At 70.3% G+C, this 11,294-nt stretch carries 10 protein-coding genes; 6 read left to right on the forward strand and 4 right to left on the reverse strand.

The features are described from left to right. Positions 1 to 38 precede the first annotated feature (38 nt). From ABZZ04_RS11405 to ABZZ04_RS11415, 3 genes are all read left to right on the forward strand, one after another. A complete protein-coding gene (locus tag ABZZ04_RS11405) occupies positions 39 to 767 on the forward strand; it encodes a ComF family protein (protein WP_356931965.1) in 729 nt (242 codons plus the stop codon). 321 nt (positions 768 to 1,088) lie between these two features. Further along, positions 1,089 to 1,778: a ribosome-associated translation inhibitor RaiA gene (raiA, locus tag ABZZ04_RS11410; RefSeq protein ID WP_148838267.1), complete on the forward strand. Its 690-nt coding sequence runs from the start codon at positions 1,089 to 1,091 to the stop codon at positions 1,776 to 1,778. A gap of 185 nt (positions 1,779 to 1,963) precedes the next feature. Next, a complete protein-coding gene (locus ABZZ04_RS11415) occupies positions 1,964 to 2,716 on the forward strand; it encodes a response regulator transcription factor (RefSeq protein WP_356931966.1) in 753 nt (250 codons plus the stop codon). A 142-nt stretch (positions 2,717 to 2,858) separates the two neighbouring features. Here the strand turns inward: ABZZ04_RS11415 and ABZZ04_RS11420 are convergent, their stop codons facing one another. Together ABZZ04_RS11420 and ABZZ04_RS11425 are read right to left on the reverse strand one after the other, a co-directional pair. Beyond that, a complete protein-coding gene (locus tag ABZZ04_RS11420) occupies positions 2,859 to 4,034 on the reverse strand; it encodes a crosslink repair DNA glycosylase YcaQ family protein (RefSeq protein WP_356931967.1) in 1,176 nt (391 codons plus the stop codon). 126 nt (positions 4,035 to 4,160) lie between these two features. Beyond that, positions 4,161 to 4,733, reverse strand: coding sequence for a GNAT family N-acetyltransferase (locus ABZZ04_RS11425; RefSeq protein ID WP_356931968.1), 573 nt, complete (start codon positions 4,731 to 4,733; stop codon positions 4,161 to 4,163). Positions 4,734 to 4,971: 238 nt separating this feature from the next. On the opposite strand from ABZZ04_RS11425, the gene secA reads away from it, so the two are divergent. Then, positions 4,972 to 7,788 carry a preprotein translocase subunit SecA gene (gene secA, locus ABZZ04_RS11430; protein WP_356931969.1) on the forward strand — a complete coding sequence of 939 codons (2,817 nt, stop codon included), beginning with the start codon at positions 4,972 to 4,974 and terminating at the stop codon, positions 7,786 to 7,788. A gap of 474 nt (positions 7,789 to 8,262) precedes the next feature. Here secA and ABZZ04_RS11435 read toward each other — a convergent pair whose 3' ends face one another. Continuing rightward, complete coding sequence (locus ABZZ04_RS11435; RefSeq protein WP_148838262.1) at positions 8,263 to 8,691, reverse strand: Rv3235 family protein; 429 nt, start codon at positions 8,689 to 8,691, stop codon at positions 8,263 to 8,265. Positions 8,692 to 8,982: 291 nt separating this feature from the next. Here ABZZ04_RS11435 and ABZZ04_RS11440 point away from each other — a divergent pair, with 291 nt between their 5' ends. Both ABZZ04_RS11440 and ABZZ04_RS11445 read left to right on the forward strand, forming a co-directional pair. Next, positions 8,983 to 9,489, forward strand: coding sequence for a hypothetical protein (locus tag ABZZ04_RS11440; RefSeq protein ID WP_356931970.1), 507 nt, complete (start codon positions 8,983 to 8,985; stop codon positions 9,487 to 9,489). Between the two features lie 124 nt (positions 9,490 to 9,613). Then, the gene (locus ABZZ04_RS11445; RefSeq protein ID WP_356931971.1) at positions 9,614 to 10,285 is read left to right on the forward strand and encodes an HAD family hydrolase; all 672 of its coding nucleotides are present in this window, start codon (positions 9,614 to 9,616) and stop codon (positions 10,283 to 10,285) included. A gap of 78 nt (positions 10,286 to 10,363) precedes the next feature. Here ABZZ04_RS11445 and ABZZ04_RS11450 read toward each other — a convergent pair whose 3' ends face one another. After that, a complete protein-coding gene (locus ABZZ04_RS11450; protein ID WP_356931972.1) occupies positions 10,364 to 10,933 on the reverse strand; it encodes a DJ-1/PfpI family protein in 570 nt (189 codons plus the stop codon). Positions 10,934 to 11,294 lie beyond the last annotated feature (361 nt).

Consider the following 11,294-nt stretch of genomic DNA (forward strand, 5'->3'; position numbering starts at 1 on the left):
GGGTGGCCGACTCTCCTCCCGGAGGGCACAGTGGAGTCATGCGGGGGTGGTGGCGGGAGATCTCCGGGCTGATCCTGCCGGTGTCCTGCGGTGGTTGCGGCAGGCCGCGCGCGGAGCTGTGCGAGGAGTGCCGTGCGGAACTCCTCGACGGGGCACCGCGCCGGGTGAGACCCGTTCCGGAGCCCGCGGGCCTGCCGGTGGTGCATGCGGCGGCGGCGTACGAGGGAGCGGTGCGGGCGGTTCTCCTGGCCCACAAGGAGCGGGGCGCGCTGGGGCTGGCCGGTGCGCTCGGCAAGGCGCTGGCGGGTGCCGTACGGGCCGGGGCGGGACGGGCGGGCGGCGACGGCCCGTTGCTGCTGGTGCCCGTGCCCTCGGCGCGGCGGGCGGTGGCCGCGCGGGGCCATGATCCGACGCGCCGGATCGCGCTGGCCGCGGCGGGAGAGCTGAGACGCGACGGCACCGGTGCCCGGGTGGCCGCGGTGCTGCGCCAGTGGCGTCCGGTGGCCGACCAGGCGGGGCTGGGAGCCCGGCAGCGGCAGGTGAATCTGGCGGGGGCCCTGGAGGTCGTGGCCGGGGGTGAACGACTGCTCGGGGCCGGAAGGGTGGTGCTGGTGGACGATCTCCTGACGACCGGTGCCTCGCTCGCCGAGGCGGCACGGGCGGTCGGTGCGGCGGGCGGACACGCGGCAGCCGTTTCCGGCGCCGGGCAGGCGGCTGTTGTCGCAGTATCTCCCGCAGCCTTCGAAATAAACCGGAACTCTCGGTGAACTTGCATCGTTGCAGGTAGTGAGTGAGTAAAAAGCCCGGAACGGAGGTACGCGCGAGTAGCGGGTGCCGACAACCGGCAGAGCAGGCTATGTTCGGTTGTGAGGAATGGTGAATGCCGGACCTCGACGAATGCACCACCAGGTTTCGGGCAGGTAACTCACCAGTAGCCCAGAGCTGGGAATTCGGTGGGGTGGAGTCCCCGCCGTCGGGGGAGGAGGAGGTGGAAGTCACCGAGTCCGCGGCTCCGGTCGTCACCGGGGCCTGGTGCAAAAGGGAGATGCTCCGCCACTGAGCGGGGCTTTCCGGGAACGGAGTTCTGCGTGGACATCGTCGTCAAGGGCCGCAAGACCGAGGTGCCCGAGCGGTTCCGCAAGCACGTGGCCGAGAAGCTGAAGCTGGACAAGATCCAGAAGTTCGACGGCAAGGTGATCAGCCTCGACGTCGAGGTGTCCAAGGAGCCGAACCCCCGTCAGGCCGACCGTTCCGACCGGGTGGAGATCACGCTCCGCTCGCGCGGTCCGGTCATCCGGGCGGAAGCGGCCGCAGGCGACCCGTACGCAGCGCTGGACCTGGCCACCGGCAAGCTGGAGGCGCGGCTGCGCAAGCAGCACGACAAGCGCTACAGCCGCCGTGGCAACGGCCGCATTCCCGCTGCGGAGGTCGCCGAGAACGTGCCGGACGCGGCGTCGTTCAACGGCGAGGGCGACCTGATCGCCAGTGAGACGACCGAGTCCGTGCCCACCACCAGGTTCGGCTCGCTGGAGATCCAGGGCGAGGGTCCGCTGGTGATGCGCGAGAAGACGCACGTCGCCGCACCGATGTCGCTCGATCAGGCGCTCTACGAAATGGAGTTGGTCGGGCACGACTTCTACCTGTTCGTCGACTCCGAGACCAAGGAACCCAGTGTCGTCTACCGACGGCACGCCTATGACTACGGTGTCATCCATCTGAGGACCGACCCGCTGGCCGCCGACGAGGCCGGTGGCGCAGGCGGCGCGCTCGGCGGCTGACGCCACGCTTTCGCGGTGCCCCTGGAACGTCTGTGCGCTCCCAGGGGCACCGGTGCGCGGTCACATGATCACCGCTCCGACGTCCGGGCATGGAATCATGGCGTCCCAAGCCAACCGGTGCTCTGTGAACTGCCGTTGGCGGACTGCTTGTGAACTTCAGGCCATGGCCTTCAGGGGGAGGAACGATGGCGGACGCCTTCGGGCCCGTGCGTGACGCGAATGACGCCGACGACATCGCGAGGGCCTGCGGCCCGGACGCGGACAACGGTTTCCGCAAGGAGCCGATCCGGGTCCTCGTGGTGGACGACCACGCGCTCTTCCGCAGAGGTCTGGAGATCGTCCTCGCCCAGGAGGAGGACATCCAGGTCGTCGGCGAGGCCGGAGACGGGTCGGAAGCGGTCGACAAGGCCGCCGACCTGCTGCCCGACATCGTGCTGATGGACGTGCGGATGCCCAAGCGCGGCGGCATCGAGGCCTGCACGGCCATCAAGGAGGTGGCCCCGAGCGCGAAGATCATCATGCTGACGATCAGCGACGAGGAGGCCGACCTCTACGACGCGATCAAGGCCGGCGCCACCGGCTACCTCCTCAAGGAGATCTCCACGGACGAGGTGGCCACCGCGATTCGCGCGGTCGCCGACGGACAGTCCCAGATCAGCCCCTCCATGGCGTCCAAACTGCTCACCGAGTTCAAGTCGATGATCCAGCGGACCGACGAACGCAGGCTGGTTCCCGCGCCCCGGCTCACCGACCGGGAGCTCGAAGTCCTCAAACTCGTCGCCACGGGCATGAACAATCGCGATATCGCGAAGGAGCTGTTCATTTCCGAGAACACCGTGAAGAACCACGTCCGCAACATTCTGGAGAAGCTGCAGCTGCACTCCAGGATGGAAGCCGTCGTCTATGCCATGCGGGAGAAGATCCTGGAGATCAGGTGACCCGTCCGCGGAGGGACGGGCCACGACGAAAGGACCGGACGGAACGACGCCGGGCCAAAGGCCGGACACCGGCAGGAGGCGGTACCGGAACAGGATCCGGTACCGGAAAGAGGTAAAGCGCCGGGCGGGAGGGCGGTCGCGCTCACGCCAGGGCGCGGGCGATTTCCCGGGTGAGCGGTTCACGCAGTTCCGGCGCGTCGACCCGCTCCAGCCGGACGTCCGTGCAGCCGACCCAGGACGCGGCCTCCACCAGCGCCTCGGCCATCGGCACCACGGCCTTCCCGCTCTCCAGGGACACCTGCCGGGCGACCAGCGTGCTGCCCTCACGCGCCGGGTCCACCCGGCCCTGCAGCCTCCCGCCGGCCAGCAGCGGCATCGCGAAGTAGCCGTGGACCCGCTTGGGCTTGGGGACGTACGCCTCCAGGCGGTGGGTGAAACCGAAGATCCGCTCGGTGCGGGCCCGCTCCCAGATCAGCGAGTCGAACGGTGACAACAGGGTCGTACGGTGCCGGCCGCGCGGCTCCGAGGCCAGCGCCGCCGGATCCGCCCAGGCGGGCTTCGCCCAGCCCCGCACCGTCACCGGCACCAGCCCGGAGTCCGCCACCACCGCGTCGAACTGTTCGCCCTTCAGCCGGTGGTAGTCCGCGATGTCCGCCCGGGTGCCCACCCCCAGGGACCGCCCCGCGAGCGCGACCAGCCGCCGCAGACACTCCTCGTCGTCCAGGTCGTCGTGCAGCACGGCATCGGGCAGGGCCCGCTCGGCGAGGTCGTACACCCGCTTCCAGCCGCGCCGCTCGGTGCACACCACCTCGCCGTACATCAGGGCGCGCTCGACGGCGACCTTCGACCCCGACCAGTCCCACCACTCGCCGCCGTTCTTCGCGCCGCCCAGCTCCGTCGCCGTCAGCGGGCCCTCGGCGCGCAACTGCTTGATCACCGTCTCGTACACGCCGTCCGGCAGGTCGTGGTGCCACTGCGGGCGCGAGCGGTAGGCGCGGCGGCGGAACGCGAAGTGCGGCCACTCCTCGACCGGCAGGATGCAGGCCGCGTGCGACCAGTACTCGAAGGCGCGGCCGTCCGACCAGTACGCCTCCTCGATCGTGCGTCGGCCGACCGCACCGAGGCGGGCGTACGGAATCAGCTCGTGCGACCGCGCGAGCACCGAGATCGTGTCGAGCTGCACGGCGCCGAGATGCCGCAGCACGCCCGGAATCCCGGCCCGGCGGTCCGGGGCGCCGAGGAAGCCCTGGGCGCGCAGGGCGATCCTGCGCGCCTGGTCGGCGGAGAGTTCGACGGCGGGAGGCGGCACAGAGGTCATGCCCCGCACCCTAGAGGCAGGCACTGACAGTCGGCCCCGGTCCCGCCGGAACCGGAACAGGGACCGGAGCGGGGACCGGAGCGGGGACCGTAACAGGAACCGGGACCGGCCTGCGGGGCCACTCGTTCAGGGGACGGGCAGATAGGGGCGGGTGCCCGGCAGACCGAGGTCGGAGGGGAGCAGCGCCCCCACCCAGGCATCGCGCCGCACTCCCTTGTTGAACAGCCCCGAACGCTGCTCGCCCTCCATCCGGAACCCCGCTCGCAGGGCCACGGCGCGAGAGGCGGCGTTGCCGACCTCGGCACGCCACTCCAGCCGGTCGCAGCCCAGCTCCGTGAACGCCCAGCGGGCGGCGGACAGCACCGCTTCCGTCGTGTAGCCGCGCCCCCGGTGCCCGGCGACGGACCAGAAACCCACCTCGTACAGGCCCGGCAGGCTGCGGCGGGTGATGCCGAGCGCGCCCACCAGGGCCCCGCCGGTGCGCAGAACCACCGCGAAGTTGTACATGGAGTCGTCGCGCCAGCCGTCGGGGCACAGCTTCTCCGCGAAGAGCTCGGCATCGGAGCGGCTGTAGGGGGAGGGTACGACCGTCCAGCGCCGGATGTCCGGATCCTGGCAGGCCGCGTGGATTCCGTCGACGTCCTCGCCGGTGAAGGGGCGCAGCGACAGGCGGTCGGTGGTGAGGGTGATCGGGTCCATGCACGGATTCTGGTGAGGCACCGGCCGGGGGGCGAACACTTTTCGTACTTCCCGGCACCTTCGGAGCTTCCCGGCCGTTCACCCATGAGGGACGGTGGGGCCAACGCGGCGGCAGCCCTCCCGGCGCGGCCGGGTCCTCGCTTACGATGGCCGTTGCGGTGGGGCCCACCTGCCGTGCCCGCGCCAGAGTCCACACACGACCCAGTGCCAGGCCCGACCGGCAAGGAGACCAGCCTCAGTGTCCGTCTTCAACAAGCTCATGCGTGCAGGCGAAGGCAAGATCCTGCGCAAACTGCACCGCATCGCGGACCAGGTCAGCTCCATCGAAGAGGACTTCGTCAACCTCTCCGACGCCGAGCTGCGGGCGCTCACCGACGAGTACAAGGAACGGTACGCGGACGGCGAGAGCCTGGACGACCTGCTTCCCGAAGCATTCGCGACCGTCCGTGAGGCCGCCAAGCGAGTCCTCGGACAGCGCCACTACGACGTCCAGATGATGGGCGGCGCAGCCCTGCACCTCGGCTATGTGGCCGAGATGAAGACCGGCGAGGGCAAGACCCTGGTCGGCACCCTGCCGGCGTACCTCAACGCGCTCTCCGGCAAGGGCGTACACCTGATCACGGTCAACGACTACCTGGCCGAGCGCGACTCCGAACTGACGGGGCGGGTCCACAAGTTCCTGGGCCTGACCGTCGGCTGCATCATCGCCAACATGACGCCGGCCCAGCGCCGTGAGCAGTACGCCTGCGACATCACGTACGGCACGAACAACGAGTTCGGTTTCGACTACCTCCGCGACAACATGGCGTGGTCCGCGGACGAGCTGGTCCAGCGCGGCCACAACTTCGCCGTGGTCGACGAGGTCGACTCGATCCTCGTCGACGAGGCCCGTACGCCGCTGATCATCTCCGGCCCGGCCGACCAGGCCACCAAGTGGTACGGCGACTTCGCCAAGCTGGTCACCCGCCTCACCAAGGGCGAGGCGGGCAACCCGCTCAAGGGCATCGAGGAGACCGGCGACTACGAGGTCGACGAGAAGAAGCGGACCGTCGCCATCCACGAGTCCGGCGTCTCGAAGGTCGAGGACTGGCTCGGCATCGAGAACCTCTACGAGTCGGTGAACACCCCTCTCGTCGGGTACCTCAACAACGCCATCAAGGCCAAGGAACTCTTCAAGAAGGACAAGGACTACGTCGTCATCGACGGCGAAGTCATGATCGTCGACGAGCACACCGGCCGTATCCTCGCCGGCCGCCGCTACAACGAGGGCATGCACCAGGCGATCGAGGCGAAGGAAGGGGTGGACATCAAGGACGAGAACCAGACGCTCGCCACGATCACCCTGCAGAACTTCTTCCGCCTCTACGACAAGCTCTCCGGCATGACCGGTACGGCGATGACCGAGGCCGCGGAGTTCCACCAGATCTACAAGCTCGGCGTGGTGCCGATCCCGACCAACCGGCCGATGGTCCGTGCCGACCAGTCGGACCTGATCTACCGCACCGAGGTCGCGAAGTTCGCCGCGGTCGTCGACGACATCGCCGAGAAGCACGAGAAGGGCCAGCCGATCCTGGTCGGCACCACCTCGGTCGAGAAGTCCGAGTACCTCTCGCAGCAGCTCTCCAAGCGCGGTGTCCAGCACGAGGTGCTCAACGCCAAGCAGCACGACCGGGAGGCGACGATCGTCGCCCAGGCGGGCCGCAAGGGCGCGGTCACGGTCGCGACGAACATGGCCGGCCGAGGCACCGACATCAAGCTCGGCGGCAACCCCGACGACCTCGCCGAGGCGGAGCTGCGCCAGCGCGGTCTCGACCCCGTCGAGCACGTCGAGGAGTGGGCGGCCGCGCTGCCCGCCGCGCTGGAGAAGGCCGAGCAGGCCGTGAAGGCGGAGTTCGAAGAGGTCAAGGAGCTCGGCGGCCTCTACGTCCTGGGTACCGAGCGGCACGAGTCGCGGCGCATCGACAACCAGCTCCGCGGTCGTTCCGGCCGTCAGGGCGACCCGGGCGAGTCCCGCTTCTACCTGTCGCTCGGCGACGACCTGATGCGGCTGTTCAAGGCGCAGATGGTCGAGCGGGTCATGTCGATGGCCAACGTGCCGGACGACGTGCCGATCGAGAACAAGATGGTGACGCGGGCGATCGCGTCGGCCCAGTCGCAGGTCGAGCAGCAGAACTTCGAGACGCGCAAGAACGTCCTGAAGTACGACGAGGTGCTCAACCGGCAGCGCGAGGTCATCTACGGCGAGCGCCGCCGGGTCCTGGAGGGCGAGGACCTGCAGGACCAGGTCCGTCACTTCATGGACGACACGATCGACGACTACATCCGCCAGGAGACCACCGAGGGCTTCGCCGAGGAATGGGACCTGGACCGGCTGTGGGGCGCGTTCAAGCAGCTCTACCCGGTGAAGGTCACCATCGAGGAGCTCGAGGACGCGGCGGGTGACCGGGCCGGGATCACGGCCGAGTTCATCGGCGAGTCGATCAAGGACGACATCCACGAGCAGTACGACACGCGCGAGAAGCAGCTCGGCTCGGACATCATGCGCGAGCTGGAGCGGCGCGTGGTGCTGTCCGTCCTCGACCGCAAGTGGCGTGAGCACCTCTACGAGATGGACTACCTCCAGGAGGGCATCGGCCTGCGGGCCATGGCGCAGAAGGACCCGCTGGTCGAGTACCAGCGCGAGGGCTTCGACATGTTCAACGCCATGATGGAGGGCATCAAGGAGGAGTCCGTCGGCTACCTGTTCAACCTGGAGGTCCAGGTCGAGCAGCAGGTCGAGGAGGTTCCGGTGCAGGACGAGGCCGAGCGGACCTCGCTCGTCAAGGAGGACGCCGTACCGGCGGCGCGTCCGGAGATCCGGGCCAAGGGGCTCGACGCCCCGCAGCGCCCCGACCGGCTGCACTTCTCCGCCCCCACGGTGGACGGTGAGGGTGGCGTCGTCGAGGGCGACTTCTCCAACGGCGGCGGTACGACCGGGTCCGAGTCGGACGGGCTGACCCGGGCGGAGCGGCGCAAGGCGCAGAAGAACGGCGGGGGTCGTCGCCGCAAGAAGTGACGCCGCGAGAAGTGGTATGTCGAAGGGCCGGGGTCGGGCGCGTGATGGTGGCGTCCGGCCCCGGCCCTTTCCTGGTTCGGGGCGGCCGGGGTGTGAGGTTCCGGAGCGGGGCGGGCCGCGCCGTGCTGGGTGCCGCTGTGCGGGACCGGCCCGCCCGCTCCTTCCCGTGACCGGGGTCCGGGGCTCCGTCCGCGACTCCGCCCCCCGATCGCCACAGGGGCTGAAAGCGGGAGCGGGCCGGTTCCCGGGTGGCTCGGGTTGTCCATGAGGGGTTCTGCGGGGCGCTGAGGCTCCTCTCCGGGCCCTGTGGGGGTTGCGGGGCCCTCCGGCCCGGGTGTGGCCGCCTCGTCGCGTTCTGTCGCCGTTCCTTCGCTCCTCCGTCCCTGCGTTCCTCCGTTCCTGCGTTCCTCCGTTCCGGGTCCGGCGTTCCGGTGCCTGTCCCGGCGGTTCCGGCGGTTCCGGCGGTCCCGGAGGTCAGTGGGGCAGCGGGGCCTGGAGGCGTTCGCCGCCCAGTTCCACCGCGGCGCAGCGCCAGCGGAGGTCGGTGCCCTGCTCCAGGCGGAAGGCCATCGCCCGCACCTGTTCGCCCGCCGCGATGCTCGCGCAGGCCTCGACCACACCCGGCGCCGGCTGGGCGCCGTGGCACATGCGGATCACGGGGCGGGCGCCGCGGCTCCTGAGCGGGGTGCGCGGGGCCAGCTCGGCCAGCTGGTCGTACGCCTCGCCGATGGTGTGGCCGAGCATCCAGTGCACCGGACGCTGACCGCTGAGCACCGCGAGGAGGCGTTCGGCGAACCAGTGGTGGGGGCGCACGCGCCGGGGAACCCTCGTGCGCTGGGGTGGTACGGAGTGGGGTCCGCGCCGGTCGTGGCGTCCGGCGGGCCGGGTCCTGTTCGTGCTCATCGTTCATCGCCCCCGTGCTTCAGAGTCCCGGTCGCATACCGGGCAGTAACTTCTGATGGGGATCTTCTACGGCGGCAGGGAACGGGCCGCAAGCGGTGGCGGGGCGCCCGGAGCGGCCGGGACGAATCACCTATCCGGGTGATGCGGGCGTCTGCGAGCGGGGTGTGCGGCGGGCGACGGGAGGGTGAGGGGCGGTCGCCGGGTGGACGGACCGGCGTCGGCGCACGTGACCCCAAAGGGGGACGTCGCACGTATCCTGAGGGCGTTTCCGACTACGAAAGCGGCCCAGCCATGCGCGTGTACGTCCCCCTGACCCTCTCCGGTCTCGCAGCGGCGCACGGGGCGGGCGAGATCGGTCCCGGCCCGCTCACCGCGTACGCGGTGACCCCCGGACTGCGCGAGTGGTACGTCTCCGACGACATCGAGGAGCTGGAGTACGCGGCGCTCAACCGGGCCGCCTCCGCCTCCTTGCGCATGATCGCCCGGGACCCCGGCGAGGTGTGCCGACGGGTCGTCGTCGCCGTCGACGTACCGGACGGCGCGGCCGTCGCCGACCCGGACCGCAGCCTCGACTCGTCCTCGCTCGGCGAGGTGCGGATCGCGTCCTCCGTGGCGCTCGCCAAGGCCGCCGCCGTGCACGTCGACTCGGACGACGCGCGGGAGGACGTCACGGCCGCCGTCACGGCGCTGGGGGCCGCGGACCTCGGTGACGACGACGCGCAGTTCACCGTGGACGGCGCCGAGGACCACGAGCTGCTGTGGTTCGGCATCCAGGAGATCCCGAACCTGATCGGCTGAGGACGGCCGCGGGGCCCGGACGCGGCGGCGGGAAGCTGGCGGAGGCCGGCGGGAAACCGGCCGGAGGTGTCCGGGGAGTGGTTTCTCGAACGGGTTGTCGGACCTGGCGGGTACTTTCTTACGCATGGGGACGCACGGGAAGCACCGCACGCATCTGGTCTGGGACTGGAACGGCACACTGCTCGACGACAACGTCGCGGTCGTCGGCGCGACGAACGCCGCGTTCGGCGAGATCGGCCTGGAGCCGATCACCCTGGAGCAGTACCGCGAGATGTACTGCGTCCCGATACCCCGCTTCTACGAGCGGCTGATGGGCCGGCTGCCCACGGAGGCCGAGTGGGAGCGGATGGACGGGGTGTTCCACCGGCACTACACCGAGCAGCGGGCCGCCTGCGGGCTCACCGAGGGGGCCGAGGAGCTGCTCGCGCAGTGGCGGCTCGCCGGGCGCAGCCAGTCGCTGCTGAGCATGTACGGGCACGACGAGCTGGTCCCCGTGGTGCGGGGCTACGGCATCGAGCCGCATTTCGTGCGGGTCGACGGGCGCACCGGGCCGTCCGGCGGCAGCAAGGCGCGGCACATGGAACGGCACCTGGCCGCGCTGGAGGGGATATCCCCGCAGCACACGGTGGTCATCGGTGACGCGGTGGACGACGCCGTGGCCGCGGCCCACGTCGGCGCGAAGGCCGTGCTCTACACCGGCGGGTCGCACAGCAGGGCCAGTCTGGAGGCCGCAGGGGTGCCGGTGGTGGACAGCCTGGCCGAGGCCGCGCACCTCGCCGAGCGGCTGACCGGGTGAGACACCTCACGTACGGGACCCGGACGGGCGCCGCAGCCGCACCGGCCGGGTGAGGTGCCGGGTGCCGGGGCCGGGAGGTCAGGCCTCGACCGGGGCCTTCTCGCGGAGGACCTTCAGGAACTCGCGCATCCACGCCGAGTGGTCCGGCCAGGCCCGGGCGGAGACCAGTGCGCCGTCGACCACCGCCTCGTGGTCCTCGAAGGTGGCACCCGCCGCCTGCATGTCCAGCTCCAGCGCGGGGTACGCCGTGACGTGCCGGCCGGTCAGCGCGCCGATCGCCGCGGTCATCAGCGGGCCGTGGCAGATCTGGGCCACGGGCCGGTCCGAGTCGAAGAACGCCTTGAGGATCTTGCGCAGCTCCGCGTCGTTGCGCAGGTACTCGGGAGCCCGGCCGCCCGGGATCACCAGGGCCGCGTAGTCCCCGGCGTCGACCTCGGAGAAGGCCAGGTCGGCGGGCCAGGTGTAGCCGGGCTTCTCGGTGTAGGTGTCGAACCCGGGCACGAAGTCGTGGACCACGAAGCGCAGCGTCTTGCGGCTGGGGGCCGCGACGTGGACGTCGTACCCCTCCTCGCGCAGTCGCTGGTACGGGTAGAGGACCTCCAGGGACTCGGCGGCGTCGCCGGTGACGATCAGGATCTTCGGTGCCATGGCAGGGCTCCCACGGTTCGTCGGCCTGTTCGTTACCAGAGTGCGGCAATACGGACGGGCGCGCTGTCCAAGGTGTCAAATTCGGCGCCGTTTTTTGGACATATACAACTCATGACGACGAAGGGTCCGATCGAGATAGCCTGGACCCCGTGATCAGCGCGATACGCCTCGGGGGCAGTGGAGCCCCCGGCCCGCACCCGGAGTGCCACACCCTCCGGGTCGTCGCCGATCCTCACCGCCCGGACCGATTCCCCGAAGGGGAAGAAGCGGTTCCGGGCATCTCTCATAGCGGCAGAGCGGTAGCGTCGACCCGGACCGGAAGATCCGGGTCGTGGTGCTATGCCGCCTATTCCACCTACGT

The organism is Streptomyces sp. NPDC006435, from assembly GCF_040612315.1.
GTDB lineage: Bacteria > Actinomycetota > Actinomycetes > Streptomycetales > Streptomycetaceae > Streptomyces.

Bases quoted from the DNA above. Each gene is read 5' to 3' on its own strand.
- ABZZ04_RS11440 (WP_356931970.1), top strand. From the start codon at position 8,983: ATGCGCGTGTACGTCCCCCTGACCCTCTCCGGTCTCGCAGCGGCGCAC.
- ABZZ04_RS11415 (WP_356931966.1), top strand. From the start codon at position 1,964: ATGGCGGACGCCTTCGGGCCCGTGCGTGACGCGAATGACGCCGACGAC.
- ABZZ04_RS11405 (WP_356931965.1), top strand. From the start codon at position 39: ATGCGGGGGTGGTGGCGGGAGATCTCCGGGCTGATCCTGCCGGTGTCC.
- ABZZ04_RS11425 (WP_356931968.1), bottom strand. From the start codon at position 4,733: ATGGACCCGATCACCCTCACCACCGACCGCCTGTCGCTGCGCCCCTTC.
- ABZZ04_RS11420 (WP_356931967.1), bottom strand. From the start codon at position 4,034: ATGACCTCTGTGCCGCCTCCCGCCGTCGAACTCTCCGCCGACCAGGCG.
- ABZZ04_RS11450 (WP_356931972.1), bottom strand. From the start codon at position 10,933: ATGGCACCGAAGATCCTGATCGTCACCGGCGACGCCGCCGAGTCCCTG.
- ABZZ04_RS11435 (WP_148838262.1), bottom strand. From the start codon at position 8,691: ATGAGCACGAACAGGACCCGGCCCGCCGGACGCCACGACCGGCGCGGA.
- ABZZ04_RS11445 (WP_356931971.1), top strand. From the start codon at position 9,614: ATGGGGACGCACGGGAAGCACCGCACGCATCTGGTCTGGGACTGGAAC.